This window comes from Nonomuraea sp. NPDC005501 (assembly GCF_040605905.1).
In the GTDB taxonomy this organism is placed as follows: Bacteria; Actinomycetota; Actinomycetes; order Streptosporangiales; family Streptosporangiaceae; genus Nonomuraea.
Genome location: NZ_JBEXDT010000038.1, coordinates 41,829 through 56,236, shown reverse-complemented (window position 1 = coordinate 56,236; position 14,408 = coordinate 41,829). Strand labels below are relative to the sequence as shown.

The following is a 14,408-nucleotide window of genomic DNA, read 5'->3' as shown; positions in this document are numbered from 1 at the left end:
CCACCACGGTATCCGGCGGGTGGCCCGGTCGCTCACACGGAGTGGCGTAGGCGCTCCGCGCCCCTCCTCCGCTTAACATATGCGAAACAATCGGGACACCGAGCGGAAACGGCCGCGACCTAGCGTCGGCCTGATAGCCAGGTCCCCAGGGAGGTTCGAGAGTGTTCAACTCCGCCGACGACGTCCTGAAGTTCATCAGCGACGAAGGGGTGCAGTTCGTCGATGTCAGGTTCACCGACCTGCCGGGGACGACGCACCACTTCACCTTCCCGGTAGAGAACTTCAGCGCGAGCGTCTTCACCGACGGGCTCATGTTCGACGGCTCGTCCATCCGCGGCTTCCAGGCCATCCACGAGTCGGACATGCTGCTGCTGCCCGACCCGTCCAGCGCCGTGCTCGACCCGTTCCGCCAGCACAAGACGCTGAACCTCAACTTCTTCGTGCACGACCCGCTGACCGGCGAGGCCTACAGCCGCGACCCGCGCAACGTCGCCCGCAAGGCCGAGGAGTACCTCAAGGGCACCGGCATCGCCGACACGGTCTACTTCGGCCCCGAGGCGGAGTTCTACATCTTCGACGACGTCCGCTTCGAGACGAAGCAGAACGCCGGCTACTACTACATCGACTCCATCGAGGGCGCCTGGAACACCGGCAAGGCCACCGAGGGCGGCAACCTCGGCTACAAGCCGCGCTACAAGGGCGGCTACTTCCCGGTCCCGCCGATGGACCACTTCACCGACCTGCGCTCCGAGATGGTCCGCAACCTCATCGAGTGCGGCATCGACGTCGAGATGCAGCACCACGAGGTGGGCACCGCCGGCCAGGCCGAGATCGACTTCAAGTTCGGCACGCTGCTCAAGACGGCCGACAACCTGATGCTCTACAAGTACATCATCAAGAGCACGGCCCTGGAGTTCGGCCACACGGTCACGTTCATGCCCAAGCCGCTCTACGGTGACAACGGCTCCGGCATGCACTGCCACCAGTCGCTGTGGAAGGACGGCTCGCCGCTGTTCTACGACGAGGTCGGCTACGCCGGCCTGTCCGACACGGCCCGCTACTACATCGGCGGCCTGCTCCGCCACGCGCCGTCGCTGCTGGCCTTCACCAACCCGACGGTCAACTCCTACCACCGCCTGGTGCCCGGCTACGAGGCCCCGGTCAACCTGGTCTACAGCCAGCGCAACCGGTCCGCCTGCGTCCGCATCCCGATCACCGGCTCCAACCCGAAGGCCAAGCGCATCGAGTTCCGGGTGCCCGACCCGTCGTGCAACCCGTACTTCGCGTTCGCCGCCATGCTCATGGCCGGCCTCGACGGCATCCGCAACAAGATCGAGCCGCCGGAGCCGGTGGACAAGGACCTGTACGAGCTCCCGCCGGAGGAGGCCCGCCAGGTGCCCCAGGTGCCGGGCTCCCTGCCCGAGGTGCTCGCGGCCCTGGAGGCCGACCACGACTACCTCCTGGAGGGCGGCGTGTTCACACCCGACCTCATCGAGACGTGGGTGGCGTACAAGCGGGAGAACGAGGTCGACCCGATCCGCCTGCGCCCGCACCCGCACGAGTTCGAGCTGTACTACGACGTGTGACCGGTTGAGCCCGTGGCAAGGTCCTGAACCTTGCCACGGGGTTTTCGCGTCGCGGCGCCTTCCTAGCGGCCCCCGGTGGCGGGGAGGGAGTCCAGTTCGTCCGCTCGGCGGAGGTCCTTGGGGCGGCCCAGCGCACGGCGCATCCGGATCAGGTCCCGGCGGGAGACGTAGTGAACCTCCAGGCCGCCCGGGTCGACCGCGGTGATCGCGCGATCGAGCAGCTCCCGGACCGGGAGGGTCCCCCAGGGCAGCGCCGGGGTGCAGCAGTCGCCGCCGGCTCCGGGTGAGGTGAACGGGACTTTGGGGCGGAGAAGGGCGTCCGGGCGAGGTGCCACGAGGGTGCCCGACTCGTCGGTGAGCCGGGCGCCGACGGAGTCGAAGGCGGCCGCCAGGGCCGGGGCGTGGGCCGGCGCGCCGTCCCAGAGCAGGTCCAGATCGCCGGTCAGTTCGGCGGACCCATGCATGATGCCGGCGACCTGCCCGATGACCACAGCCCGGACGCCGTTCCGGTGGAAGGCCTCAAGCAGAGGGAAGGGGTCGAACCCCAGGGCGCCGTCCGTGTTGATCGTGCCGAGGACGTCATCAGCGGCCTCGGGGCCCAGGCCGATGGCTGTCCGGTCGCGAGCCAGTTCACGAGTGCGGCGGGCAGCGGTGCGGAGCCGTTCCAGCGGTTCGTCGATCATCTGATCCATGCAACACCGGCTGCGCCCCCGGCGCACGCGGATTCTCCTAGCGGTGGGAGCGGATGCCGGTGAGGCGGCGCAGCACGTCCCACCAGAACGGGGCGCCGAACAGCAACGCCACGTACGTCATGAGGTAGCCCGGCCAGTGGCTGGGCGTGGTGAGCCGGTCCCACCAGGTGCCGCCGTTCCAGTGGACGGCAGGGTCGCCCTCCTCGGGGATCGACAGGCTGACCAGGGCGTGGTCGAAGACCTTGACCAGGGCCGGCTGGCTGAGGGTGTCGGTGATGCAGGGCACCGGGTTCGAGCGCTCGCACTGCGCCTTGAGCTCGCCGTACGCGTCGGGACCGGACTCGGCCACGGCCGTCACGGAGGCGCGGAAGGCGTTGTCGCGCAGCAGCGTCTTGGCGTACTCCAGCCCGTCCATGGTGAACACCAGCGTCACCAGCAGGCCGAGCGCGGCCACCACCCACTTGACGTAGCGCCGGTACAGCATCGACAGCCGCTGCATCTCGCCGTCGAACCAGTTCTCCACCCCGGCCCGGAACCGCTCCATGTCGCGCTGCGCGCTCTCCCACACGCCCTTGAGGTGGCCGTGGAGCGGGCTGCCCATGGCCTTCAGCTTCTCCAGCAGCCCCTCAACGCCGCCGTCCTCGGCCGCCGCCAGCTCCATCAGCGCGGCGGCGAAGCGGCCCGGCGGCAGGTTGGCGATGCTGGTGCGGCCCTGCTTGGGATGGTCGATCTCGCGGACCCGCTGGTAGAGAAGGTTGATCATGGCGTCCTCGGCCTTGGTCTCCTTCGCGGGCAGCTCGCCGGCCTCGGCCGGCGCGGGCTGGTCGCTGTGCACCGGACGCGGGTCCCGGGTGAACGGCAGCACGGCGAACACCTCCCGCACGCTGGCGGGCAGCCAGCTCCTGCCGTCCTTGTCGCTGCCGTCCATGGTGTCGCGCAGGTACGCCCACAGGAACTTGCTGCGGATGGCGAGCAGGCGGACGAACGCCTCGTTCAGCCCGCTGACGAGCAGCGACAGCAGCAGGAACGACAGCACGAGACCTAAGGCCAGATCCACGTAGATCGACAGCAAAACGATCACCCCGCGCCTTGATACACCCGCTCGGGCGCGGGACGCAACGGCTCACATCTCCGGGGAACGGGCTCAGGAGCCGTAGAAGACGCGTTCCACCACCTGGCGAGCACGGCGGGTGACGCGGCGGTAGTCGTCGAGAAAGTCCTCGGAGCCCTCCGGCGGGTAGCCGAGCGTGCGGGCCAGCCGCATCCGCTCGCGGGCGTCGGCCGGGACGCTGTCGCCGGGCCGCCCCTTGACCAGCATGATGGCGTCGCGGATACGGGAGGCGCACTGCCACGCCTCGGCCAGCACCTCCTCGTCGGCCTCCGTCAGCAGCCCTTCGGCGACGGCCGCGCGCAGCGCCTCCAGGGTGCGGGTGGTGCGCAGGGACGTGGCGGCGCCGGCGTAGCGGAGCTGGAGGAGCTGGGCGACCCACTCGACGTCGGACAGGCCGCCGGGGCCGAGCTTGGTGTGCAGGGCGGGGTCGGCGCCGCGCGGCAGCCGCTCCGCCTCCATCCGGGCCTTCAGGCGCCGGATCTCGCGTACGGCCTCCTCGCGCAGGCCACCGGCCGGGTAGCGCAGCTCGTCGGCCATCGCGGTGAACTCCGCGCCCAGCGCGGCGTCGCCGGCGCAGAAGCGGGCCCGCAGCAGCGCCTGCGCCTCCCACGGCGAGGACCAGCGCGCGTAGTAGGCGCGGTAGGAGGCGAGCGTGCGCACCAGCGGCCCCTGCCGGCCCTCGGGCCGCAGGTCCGGGTCGATGGGCAGCGGCGGGTCGGGAGCGGGCAGGCTGAGCAGGCGGCGCAGCTCGTTGGCGATGGCGAAGGCGGCGTCGCCGGCCTCCCGCTCGCCGGCGCCGGGGTGCGGGTCGTGGACGAACATGACGTCGGCGTCGCTCGCGTACGACGACTCCATGCCGCCGAGCCGGCCCATGGCGATGAGGGCGAACCGGGTGGGCGGCTCCGCTCCCCGGTCGGCGCGGACCTTGGCGACGGCCGCGTCGAGGGCGGCCTGGAGCGTCACGTCGTTGAGCGCCGACAGCGCGACGCCGACCTCCTCGATGCCGGCCAGGCCGAACAGGTCGGCGACGGCCGTGCGGAACAGCTCCCTGCGCCGCAGGGCGCGCACGGCGGCGACGGCGCTCGCCGGGTCGGCCGCGTGCCGCGTCACGGCGGCGGACGCCTCGGCCCGCAGCGCCTCGGGGGCGCGCAGCGCGAGGTCCTCGTCCGAGCCGAGCAGCGCCACGGCGTCGGGGGCGTGCATGAGCAGCCCGGTGGCGTAGCGGCTGGCGCCGAGCACGCGGGCCATGCGGGCGGCCACGGCGGTCTCGTCACGCAGCAGCCGGAGGTACCACGGCGTGGTGCCGAGCTTGTCGCTGACCTGCCGGAAGCCGAGCAGCCCCGCGTCGGGGTCGGGCGTGTCGGCGAACCAGCCGAGCATGACCGGCAGCAGGGTGCGCTGGATCGCGGCCCGCCGCGACACCCCCGAGGTGAGCGCGGCGATGTGGCGCAGCGCGCCGTCGGGGTCGACGTAGCCGAGGGCCCGCAGCCGGGCCGAGGCCGCCGCGGTGGACAGCCGGGCCTCGGTGTCGGGCAGCCGGGCCACGGCCTGGAGCAGCGGCCGGTAGAACAGCTTCTCGTGCAGCCGCCGCGCCTCCCGCGCGTGGCGGCGCCAGCGGGCGGTGAACTCCCCCACCGGGTCGGCCTGCATGCCGAGCGCGCGGCCCAGCCGGCGCAGGTCGGCGGAGTCGGTGGGCAGCACGTGCGTGCGGCGCATCCGGTGGAGCTGGAGCAGGTGCTCGACCTGGCGCAGGAACGTGTACGCCTCGGCCAGGCCGCGTGAGTCGTCGCGGCCGACGTAACCGCCCCGGGACAGCGCGGCCAGGGCCGGCAGGGTGGCGCGGCGGCGCAGCAGCGGGTCGAGCCGCCCGTGGACGAGCTGGAGGAGTTGCACGGCGAACTCGATGTCGCGCAGCCCGCCCGGCCCCAGCTTGATCTGCCGCTCCCCCTCCGCGCGCACGTGCTCCTCGACGCGGCGGCGCATGGCCTGGACGTCCTCGACGAAGTGGTCGCGGGTGGCGGCCGACCAGACCAGGTCGTTGACCGCCTCGACGTAGGAGGCGCCGAGCTCCATGTCGCCGGCGACGGGACGGGCCTTGAGCAGCGCCTGGAACTCCCAGGTCTTGGCCCACCGGCCGTAGTAGGCCAGATGGCTGGCCAGGGTGCGCACCAGCGGCCCGTTGCGGCCCTCGGGGCGCAGGCCCGCGTCGACCTCCCACAGCGCCCCCTCGGAGGTGGCCGCCGAGCAGGCGCGCATCATGGTCTGGGCCAGCCGCGTCGCGGCGCGCAGCGCCTTGGTCTCGTCGGCGCCGTCGCGCGGCTCGGCCACGAAGATCACGTCGACGTCGCTGATGTAGTTGAGCTCCCGCGCGCCGGCCTTGCCCATGCCGATCACCGCCAGCCGTACGTCCTCGGCGTCGACCTCCGCGCGGGCGATGGCCAGGGCCGCCTCCAGCGCGGCGCCCGCGAGGTCGGACAGCTCGGCGGTCACCTCGCTGAGCGTGGCCTGGCCGGTCAGGTCGCGCGCGGCCAGGCCCAGGAGCCGGCCACGGTAGGCGACGCGCAGCGCGACCAGCGCACCGGGGTCGGCCGGGTCGCCCGGGTGATGGCGGCCGCCTGAGGAGGAGGCGGGCGTGGCCGCGCGGGGCAGCGGGTCGCCCGGGTCGGCGCCGACGGCGCGCAGCAGGTCGGCGCGGGAGTCACCCGGCTCGGTGGAGGCCAGCAGCGCGAGGTGGCCGGGGTGGCGGACCAGGTGGTCGCCCAGGGCGGCGCTCACGCCGAGGACGGCCAGCGCGCGCTCGCGCAGCCGCTCGTCGCCGCGCAGGGCCGCGGCCGCTTCGGGGGCCCGCTCGGCCAGCCGCGTCAGCGACAGCAGCGCGAGGTCGGGGTCCGCGACCTCGACCAGCCCGTCGAGCAGGTCGTCCAGCTCGCCCCCGGCCTGTTCCAGGAGCCGCGCGGCGGTCGCTCCGTCGGCGAACCCGAGCTTGGCGAGCCTGGCGGCGGTGGACTCGATCCTGGGCACCCCTCCATCTTGACAGGCCGGCGCGCGAGGGACATAAAGTGGAACGCAACGTTGCGTTGTGTTTCGGCGTTGTGTTTCGGCGATGGGGGAGGACGGACAGATGAGGTCTCATGCGCATGGCGGCGCCGTCGGGGTGACGGCGCCCACCTGGACGGCTCCGGTCCCGGGGGCGGGTGCGGTGTCGAAGGTGGTGTCGGAGGCGGGTGCGGTCTCCGGGCGGGCTTCGGCGGGTGCGGCGGCTCCGGGGGTGGTGCCGGCGGTGGTGACGTGGGGGCTGCTGGCGGCCTGGGCCGTGCACGACGCCGAGGAGCTGGTCACGATGCCCGGCTGGGCCGGGCGGGCCGGCCCCAGGCTCCGGCGGCTCTTCCCGGGCGTCCCGTGGGAACGGCTGGACGTGTCACGGGCGCACACGACCGTGGCGATCGGGCTCATGGGCGGGGCCGTGGCGGCGCTGTCGGCCGCGGGGGCGCGCACCGGTGGGCGGAGTCCGGCGTTCCAGGCGGCGTTGACGGCCTTCGGGCTGCACGGCGTCGTCCATCTGGCGCAGGCGGCGGTCACCCGCGGCTACACGCCCGGCGCGGTGACCGCGCCGCTCGTCGTGATCCCGTTCACGGTGTGGGCGCGGCGACGGCTGCGCGAGGCCGGGGTGCCGGCCCCGCCCCGCGGCTCGTCGGCCGTGGGCGCGCTGGCCGTACCGCTGCTGCTGGCGGGCGTCCACGCGGCGGCCCGCGCCGTCACCCGCCGCCGGGACCGGGGCGGCCGGCCCACCTCGCGGTCCCGCGACCGCTGGTACTGAGAACGGGTTCAGGCGCCTCGTTCAGGCGCCTCTGACGACGGACGCGAACGCCTCCGCCATGGGGCGCCAGACCGACACCAGCTTGTCCTCCGCCGCCCGGACCGCCGCGACCAGCTCCTCCGCCCCCTCCGGCGGCGACGACCCGGCCCACGACGCGAAGATGTCGGGTGTGGCCTCCGGGTGGAACTGCACCGCCCAGGCCCTCTCCCCCAGCCGGTACGCCTGGTTGGGGTACCGGGAGCCGGTCATGAGCGGCACCGCCCCGTCCGGCAGCCGCGACATCACGTCCTGGTGGTACTGGATCGCGACCGCCGTGCCGATCCCGGCCATCAGCCGGTCCGAGGCGGCCTCGGGCAGCGCGGTCACCTCGCAGAGCCCCACCTCCAGCCCTTCGCCGCCGCGCTCGACGGTCCCGCCGCAGGCCACCGTCATGAGCTGGGCCCCGAGGCAGATGCCGAGAGTGGGAGTGCCGTCGAGCACGGAGCGGCGCAGCAGCTCGCGGGTGGCCGGCAGCCAGGGACAGCGCTCGTCCTCCCAGGCGGCGGCCTCGCCGCCGAGCACGACCAGCCCGTCGGCGGCCCGCTCGGGCACCTCCTCGCCCCGGTACGGCCGGACGACGTCGCAGGCCGGGCCGAGCCACCCGGCCAGGTAGCCGAGCCCCGCCTCGGCCTCGTGCTCGATCACGGTGATCCGCATACCGCGTAATTTATCCAGCTTTGTCGCCCAAAGTCTCCTCATCGGTGCCGTACGGGAGGAGACGACAGGTCCCCGGGCGTACCGGACCGAGCGATCTGTCCCTAGGATCCCGTCCATGAGGGTGGACGAGGTCGGCGGACTGCGGCTCGCCAGGTTCGGGGACGGTCCGCGGGTGGTCATCGCGGTGCACGGGATCACCGCGTCGCTCATGGCGTGGGCGGCGGTGGGGCGGCGGCTGCCGGACGGCTGGTCGCTGGTGGCGATGGACCTGCGCGGCCGGGGGCACAGCGCCGGGCTGCCCGGGCCGTACGGGCTGCCGAGGCACGCCGAGGACGTGCTGCGCGTCGCCGACCACGTGGGCGCGGACAGCGGCGCGGTTCTGACCGGGCACTCCATGGGCGCGTACGTGGCGGCACTGGCGGCGGCCCGGCGGGACTTCGCCCGGGTCGTGCTGGTGGACGGCGGCCTGCCGCTGCCGCTCCCGGCCGGCACCGACCCGGACGCGGCGTTGGCGGCCACGCTCGGCCCCGGGCTCGCCCGGCTGTCCCGCACCTTCGCCACGCCCGAGGACTACGTGGCCTTCTTCCGGTCGCACCCGGCCTTCGTGAACGCCTGGAACGACGACGTCGAGGCGTACGTCCGCTACGACCTGACCGGGCCGCCGGGGGCGCTGCGCTCACGCGCCGCCCGGGAGGCGGTGCGCGAGGACGGCCGCTGGCTGCTGACGGAGGCGGAGGAGATCGGCGCCGCGCTGACCTCGATCACGGCCCCCGTCTCGCTGCTGCGGGCGCCGCGCGGGCTGCTCGACCAGGAGACGGGCATGCTGCCGGACGAGCTGGCCGCCGCCTGGACGGCCCGGCTGCCGCGCCTGGAGGACGAGGTGGTGGCCGACTGCAACCACTACACGATCCTGTTCGACGAGCGCTGCGCTTCGCTGGTCGCCGCCCGCCTCACCGGCTGAGCCCCGCACGGGTCCAGGGATGCGAACGGCCCCGGAACCTCGTGGGTTCCGGGGCCGGGAGCCGACGTCGTCAGGGCGTCAGCGGGGAGCGATCCAGGTGGCGCGGGCGGCGGCGACCAGCGTGCCGTCCACTTCGTAGATCGCGCTCTCGCCGAACAGCTTGCGACCCTCACGGCCGGTGGCGCGGGCCACGGCGGAGTAGGCGCCGCCCGGGTACACGCGCCGGTGGATCTGCAGGGTCAGCCGGCCGAGCAGCGCCGACTCGCCGGGCTGGAAGTGCGCCCAGCCCGTGATGCAGTCGAGCACCGCGCCCACGATCGAGCCGGGAACGCCGTCCTCGTCGACCACCGTGTGCGGAACCCGCCAGCCGGCGGCGACCACGTCCTTGCCCTCGACCGGACCCGGGAAGACGCGCAGGCCGTCGCCGGGCTCACGCAGACCGCACGCGAAGCACTCGGGGAAGGCGTGACCCTTCCAGCCCGCGAAGCCGGCCTCGGCCCGCGCCGCGTCCTTGAACGGGACGAACTCGGGGGCGTCGAGGTCCTGCGCGACCGGGATGGCCTCGACGAGCAGCCGGTCGCCGTCGGAGAGGGTGACGGTGTTGGCGACGTGCTCCAGCCGCAGCTCGGTTTCCAGCGGGGTGGGGGCATGGAGGGTGACTTCGACGGCTGAGCGGTTGTCGTTGAACGCGTCCGCCATGGTCCCGGCTATCCAGCCGCCGTTGGCGACGCCCACCGGTCCCCGGAAACGCTCGGGAACGGTCAACACGGTCTGCAGGGCAGCCGTCGTCATGCCTCACCCTCCCATATCGCTCTGACAAGCGAAAATCCGAAATTTCAAATAAAGCAGGCCGATATTACCGGAGATCCGGACGGCCTGTGTCGGCAGGGATGGCTGTCCACCAGCCTGCACCAGGATCTAACACACCGGACCCACCAGAACCTTCCCGCTCAGCCGTACCGAAGCGCGACGCGCCCGCGGCGCGACTCCTGGGAGGGCTCCTGGGGGTGGCGGAACAGCCGTACCCGTAAGATACGGGCGCTAAATTGCACGCATGTGTCTTCGGCGTGAGAAGTGACGCTGATCACTCCGCGAAGCCCGCTCGCATCCGGTCTCTCGCATCCGCTTTCTCGCGTGCCGTGCGGGCACACGGGTGGAGACGCGTGACGGCCGGGCGGCGTAACGTCACAGGCGTGAGCCCCCACCTCGCTCCCCCCTCGACCCTGCGACCCTTTCCCGCGCTCGCCGCCCCTTCACGTCCAGCCCCCTCGTTCACCGCACCCCCGCCCGCCCGGTGCCGTGCGTCGGTGGGAGTGGCCGGTGAACGGGCTCGGCCCTCGCGCGGTCCTGGTGCAGGCGCGTCAGGCCGGTGCCGGCCACCGCGGTGACCGCGCCGTTCGGTTGCACTGGTCATGGTCACGCGCGCAGCGCGGAACCACCACCGACCACGATGTTCTCGCCGGTCACGTAGGCCGCTGCGGGCGAGGCGAGGAAGGCGACGACCTGCGCGACCTCCTCGCTGGTGTCGAGCCGGCCGAGCGGGATGCGCTCGGCCATCATCGCGTTGGCCGCCTCCACGGAGGTCCCGAGCTTCGCCCAGATGCCCGTGGCGATCGCTCCCGGGCCGAGATGGACGCGTTCTGGCGCATCGACCCGCGCCCCGACGGCGGGCCTGCACCGTCCGGCCCGACGGCTGAGACGCTTGAGGACAAGCTGGAACTGGTGGCCGGTGGGGACGCGCTGACCATGGCTCCAGCGGGCTCGGCGCACGCGTCCCGGTCCGATCTCACGTTCGTTCCCGTAGACGGCGTGGAGCCCTGTGCCGTCGTCGTTGCCGCCCGGGCGGATGACGCCAGGCCTGTCGTCAAACGGTTCCGTTCGGCCGCTGCCGCGCTGCTGCGGCCCGCGTGACGCCCGGGGGATCCGGGCGGTGATCCCGAACAAGGTCGACCAACTCGCCCATCGCCGAGCAGGCGGGTCGCGCGGTGGTCGGCCGCCGGTGTTCGACCCGACCGCTACCCGGCCCGGCATGCCGTTGAGTGCGGCATCAACCTGCTGAAACAGCACCGCGCGATGGCCACCCGCCATGACAAGCCCGCCGTCCGCTTCTTCCACGCTCCACGGACTCGGCTCACGATGGTGCTGAGGACGGTTGAGCTGCTCGCCGGTCTCCAGGTCGGCCACCATGCGGTTGGCGATCGCCTTCGCGGGTACGGGCCGAAAGTGAGCGATCCGGGCCAGGGGGAGCCGAATTCGTCCGGTGGCCATAAGACGATGGTCATTGGCCTGCTCGCGCCCCCCGGGCCGACGTACGGACTCGCCGAGCACGTCATGAACGATCTGCCCGGCTTGCTGAACGCCAACTATCCGGGGTTCACCTGGAAGACCGAGCTGAGATTGGAGAGGCTGGCGGGACCGGCGGGGGCCAACGAGGATCTCGTACAGATCGCACGCAGGCGGCTGCTCGATGAAGGCTGGACGCTCTGCATCTGTCTCACCGACCTCCCCCTGCACGTGGGGCGCCGTCCCGTGACCGCGCACGCCAGCGTCTCCCAGGGCGTCGGACTCGTTTCGGTACCGGCGCTGGGCGCGGTCGCGCTCGAGGGCAACCTCCAGCGTGCCGTGCTCAGCCTCATCGAGGGGTTGCTCGGAGGGGACGAGGCTGTCCGCAAGCGTGTCGCCAAACGCCGCGGATGGCGCTGGCGGGTGAGAGAGCGCCTGGAGGAGATCGCCTCCCCGGTGGGGCGCGCCGACCTGGAAGGCGAGCGGACGCTCCGGTTCGTGACGGCGATGACGCCGGGCAACCTGCGCCTGCTCCTGGGCATGGTCCGGATGAACCGTCCTTGGCGGCTGATCGTCGGTCTTTCGCGCGCCCTGGTGGCCGCGCTGACCACGATCGCGTTCGTGGTCACCTCCCCGGGCATCTGGAAGATCATGAACGGCCTGGGGTACGGGCACCTGCTGGTGCTGACGGTGGGCTCCGCGGCGATCATCTGCGGGTCGCTCGTGATGGCGCACAGGCTGTGGGAGCAGCTGCCCAGGGGCGACGTGCGTCCAGAGGTACGGGAACGGGTCCTGCTGTTCAACCTCACCACGGCGCTGACGATCTTCATCGGAGTGGTCACGCTCTACGCGGCGGAACTGGTGATCTCCTACGTCGCCAGTCTGGTCCTCATCACCCCGACGGTCCTCGAAGGCGAGATCCGCCGTGCGGGCGGATTGGGCGACTACGCGCGCCTTGCCTGGCTGGCCGCCTCGCTTGCCACGATCGGCGGCGCGTTCGGCGCCATACTGGAGAACGACGCCGCCGTGCGTGAAGCGGCCTACGGATATCGCCCGGACGAGCAGATCGAAGTCGACAGCCGTAACGGGTGAGGCGCCCGCCGGGGGTCGAAGGGGGCGGAGCCCCCTGGGGAGCACGCCTGAGCGTCCCCACGCGCGGAGCGCGCCCCCCTCGTGAAGGCCTTGCTTCTCGGGCCTACAGCACCGGCAGGTAGCGGCCCAGCTCGAACTCCGTGACCTGGCGCCGGAAGTCGCGCCACTCCGCCCGCTTGTTGCGCAGGAAGAAGTCGAAGACGTGCTCCCCGAGCGTCTCGGCGACCAGCTCGCTCTGCTCCATGACGGCGATGGCCTCGTCGAGCGACTGCGGCAGCGGCCGGATGCCGAGGGCGCGGCGCTCGGCGCTGGTGAGGGTCCAGACGTTGTCCTCGGCGGCGGGCGGGAGCTCGTACCCCTGCTCGATGCCCTTGAGGCCGGCGGCGAGGACGAGGGCGAAGGCGAGGTACGGGTTGCAGGCGGAGTCCAGCGAGCGGAACTCGATCCGCGTCGAGCCGCCCTTGTGCGGCTTGTACATGGGCACCCGGACCAGGGCCGAGCGGTTGTTGTGGCCCCAGCAGATGTAGGAGGGGGCCTCGCCGCCCTGGCCGGCGATGGCCTCGGCGCCGCCCCAGAGCCGCTTGTACGAGTTGACCCACTGGTTGGTGATGGCGGTGATCTCGGCGGCGTGCCTGAGCAGGCCGGCGATGAACGAGCGGCCCACCTTGGACAGCTGGTAGTCGGCGCCGGCCTCGTAGAAGGCGTTGCGGTCGCCCTCGAACAGCGACATGTGGGTGTGCATGCCGGAGCCGGGGTGCTCGGTGAACGGCTTGGGCATGAAGGACGCCCAGATGCCCTGCTCCAGCGCCACCTCCTTCATGACCAGGCGGAACGTCATGATGTTGTCGGCCGTGGTGAGCGCGTCGGCGTAGCGCAGGTCGATCTCCTGCTGGCCGGGGGCGCCCTCGTGGTGGCTGAACTCGACGGAGATGCCCATCGACTCCAGCATCATGATCGCCTGGCGGCGGAAGTCGTGGCCGGAGCTGTGCGGGGTGTGGTCGAAGTAGCCGCCGGAGTCGATGGGCTCGGGCCGCCGGCCGGGCTCGGGGCGGCTCTTGAGCAGGAAGAACTCGATCTCGGGGTGGGTGTAGAAGGTGAACCCCATGTCGGCGCACTTGGCGAGCGTGCGCTTGAGCACCCACCGCGGGTCGGCGTGGGAGGGCGAGCCGTCGGGCATGAGGATGTCGCAGAAGATGCGGCCCGCGCCGGGCGTCTCGCTGCGCCACGGCAGGATCTGGAACGTCGCCGGGTCGGGCTTGGCCAGCATGTCGGCCTCGTACACGCGGGCGAAGCCCTCGATGGCCGACCCGTCGAAGCCGATGCCCTCGGCGAAGGCGCCCTCGAGCTCGGCCGGCGCGATGGCCACGGACTTGAGGAAGCCGAGGACGTCGGTGAACCAGAGCCGGATGAACCGGATGTCGCGTTCCTCGAGTGTGCGGAGCACGAACTCCTGCTGGCGGTCCAAGGCATCCCCTCATGAAGACAGTCAGTCATCGTGTCCCTACCAGCATGCCGTGTCCGTGTTTCGCACACGTTACGTGGGGTGCCGGTGCGAGCCTCGCTGACAAACCGGCCGCCCCGACCTACTGTGATCACGCAGTCGGTCTCGGGGGAGGCATGGGTGGCCATCGACCTGCTCAATCACAAGCTGGATCGGGCGTTCGACCACATCGACGCGGGCGGCGCCGGCTCGGTCGAGCGCGAGGACCTGCTGGGGCTGGGGGCGCGTGTCCTGGTGGGTTTCGGCGAGTCGCCGACGTCGGTCACCGGCAGCGGGCTCGTCGACGGATTCGACGCGATCTGGGCGGCACTCGCGGACGCGCTCGGCCGCGACCGCGAGTCCCGGCTGTCGCGGGAGGACTTCCGGGAGGGCATGCGCGGGGCGTTCGTGTCGGGTGACCGGTACGAGCCGGTGTTCCGGCCGGCGACGGTGGCCGTGGCTGCGCTGTGCGACCCGGACTGCGACGGGCTGGTCGGGCGGCGCGAGTTCCGGACGATGCTCGGCGCGTTCGGCACCGCGTACGACGACGTGGACGTGGCCTTCGACCGGCTCGACCGGACGGGACGCGGGACGCTGACGGTGGACGAGCTGGTCGCGGCGGCCCGGCAGTACTACACGGGCGAGGACCCCGGCGCGGCCGGCAACTGGCTGTTCGGGCCTTTGTGAGCA

At 72.3% G+C, this 14,408-nt stretch carries 12 protein-coding genes; 5 read left to right on the top strand and 7 right to left on the bottom strand.

Going from position 1 to position 14,408, the window contains the following annotated elements; all coding sequences use genetic code 11:
- The first annotated feature begins 161 nt into the window (after positions 1-161).
- Positions 162-1,586: a type I glutamate--ammonia ligase gene (gene glnA / locus ABZS51_RS20010; RefSeq protein WP_310715152.1), complete on the top strand. Its 1,425-nt coding sequence runs from the start codon at positions 162-164 to the stop codon at positions 1,584-1,586.
- Between the two features lie 62 nt (positions 1,587-1,648).
- Here the strand turns inward: glnA (ABZS51_RS20010) and ABZS51_RS20005 are convergent, their stop codons facing one another.
- The 3 genes from ABZS51_RS20005 to ABZS51_RS19995 form a co-directional block, all read right to left on the bottom strand.
- Positions 1,649-2,269 (bottom strand): hypothetical protein, encoded by a 621-nt coding sequence (locus ABZS51_RS20005; protein ID WP_355442890.1) that lies wholly within the window; start codon positions 2,267-2,269, stop codon positions 1,649-1,651.
- A gap of 46 nt (positions 2,270-2,315) precedes the next feature.
- Positions 2,316-3,359 carry a hypothetical protein gene (locus tag ABZS51_RS20000; protein WP_355442887.1) on the bottom strand — a complete coding sequence of 348 codons (1,044 nt, stop codon included), beginning with the start codon at positions 3,357-3,359 and terminating at the stop codon, positions 2,316-2,318.
- Positions 3,360-3,422: 63 nt separating this feature from the next.
- A complete protein-coding gene (locus ABZS51_RS19995; RefSeq protein ID WP_355442884.1) occupies positions 3,423-6,410 on the bottom strand; it encodes a bifunctional [glutamine synthetase] adenylyltransferase/[glutamine synthetase]-adenylyl-L-tyrosine phosphorylase in 2,988 nt (995 codons plus the stop codon).
- Positions 6,411-6,510: 100 nt separating this feature from the next.
- On the opposite strand from ABZS51_RS19995, the gene ABZS51_RS19990 reads away from it, so the two are divergent.
- Positions 6,511-7,206: an HXXEE domain-containing protein gene (locus tag ABZS51_RS19990; RefSeq protein WP_355442881.1), complete on the top strand. Its 696-nt coding sequence runs from the start codon at positions 6,511-6,513 to the stop codon at positions 7,204-7,206.
- 21 nt (positions 7,207-7,227) lie between these two features.
- On the opposite strand, the gene ABZS51_RS19985 is transcribed toward ABZS51_RS19990, so the two are convergent.
- A complete protein-coding gene (locus tag ABZS51_RS19985; protein WP_355442878.1) occupies positions 7,228-7,902 on the bottom strand; it encodes a type 1 glutamine amidotransferase in 675 nt (224 codons plus the stop codon).
- Positions 7,903-8,017: 115 nt separating this feature from the next.
- On the opposite strand from ABZS51_RS19985, the gene ABZS51_RS19980 reads away from it, so the two are divergent.
- Positions 8,018-8,863, top strand: a complete 846-nt coding sequence (locus ABZS51_RS19980) for an alpha/beta hydrolase (protein WP_355442875.1) — start codon at positions 8,018-8,020, stop codon at positions 8,861-8,863.
- Between the two features lie 78 nt (positions 8,864-8,941).
- Here ABZS51_RS19980 and ABZS51_RS19975 read toward each other — a convergent pair whose 3' ends face one another.
- Together ABZS51_RS19975 and ABZS51_RS19970 are read right to left on the bottom strand one after the other, a co-directional pair.
- The gene (locus ABZS51_RS19975) at positions 8,942-9,655 is read right to left on the bottom strand and encodes a hypothetical protein (RefSeq protein ID WP_355442872.1); all 714 of its coding nucleotides are present in this window, start codon (positions 9,653-9,655) and stop codon (positions 8,942-8,944) included.
- Between the two features lie 624 nt (positions 9,656-10,279).
- Positions 10,280-11,050, bottom strand: coding sequence for an SDR family oxidoreductase (locus tag ABZS51_RS19970; RefSeq protein WP_355442869.1), 771 nt, complete (start codon positions 11,048-11,050; stop codon positions 10,280-10,282).
- Between the two features lie 36 nt (positions 11,051-11,086).
- On the opposite strand from ABZS51_RS19970, the gene ABZS51_RS19965 reads away from it, so the two are divergent.
- On the top strand, positions 11,087-12,238 hold the full coding sequence (locus tag ABZS51_RS19965; protein WP_355442866.1) for a hypothetical protein: 1,152 nt from the start codon (positions 11,087-11,089) through the stop codon (positions 12,236-12,238).
- Positions 12,239-12,341: 103 nt separating this feature from the next.
- On the opposite strand, the gene glnA (ABZS51_RS19960) is transcribed toward ABZS51_RS19965, so the two are convergent.
- Positions 12,342-13,703 (bottom strand): type I glutamate--ammonia ligase, encoded by a 1,362-nt coding sequence (gene glnA / locus ABZS51_RS19960; protein ID WP_355442863.1) that lies wholly within the window; start codon positions 13,701-13,703, stop codon positions 12,342-12,344.
- A 156-nt stretch (positions 13,704-13,859) separates the two neighbouring features.
- On the opposite strand from glnA (ABZS51_RS19960), the gene ABZS51_RS19955 reads away from it, so the two are divergent.
- Positions 13,860-14,405 carry an EF-hand domain-containing protein gene (locus tag ABZS51_RS19955; RefSeq protein ID WP_355442860.1) on the top strand — a complete coding sequence of 182 codons (546 nt, stop codon included), beginning with the start codon at positions 13,860-13,862 and terminating at the stop codon, positions 14,403-14,405.
- Positions 14,406-14,408: the final 3 nt, after the last annotated feature.

Excerpts from the sequence above, each read along its gene's own strand:
- ABZS51_RS19975 (WP_355442872.1), bottom strand. The coding sequence starts at position 9,655 with ATGACGACGGCTGCCCTGCAGACCGTGTTGACCGTTCCCGAGCGTTTC.
- ABZS51_RS20005 (WP_355442890.1), bottom strand. The coding sequence starts at position 2,269 with ATGATCGACGAACCGCTGGAACGGCTCCGCACCGCTGCCCGCCGCACT.
- ABZS51_RS19990 (WP_355442881.1), top strand. The coding sequence starts at position 6,511 with ATGAGGTCTCATGCGCATGGCGGCGCCGTCGGGGTGACGGCGCCCACC.
- ABZS51_RS19985 (WP_355442878.1), bottom strand. The coding sequence starts at position 7,902 with ATGCGGATCACCGTGATCGAGCACGAGGCCGAGGCGGGGCTCGGCTAC.
- ABZS51_RS19970 (WP_355442869.1), bottom strand. The coding sequence starts at position 11,050 with ATGGTGGCCGACCTGGAGACCGGCGAGCAGCTCAACCGTCCTCAGCAC.
- ABZS51_RS19980 (WP_355442875.1), top strand. The coding sequence starts at position 8,018 with ATGAGGGTGGACGAGGTCGGCGGACTGCGGCTCGCCAGGTTCGGGGAC.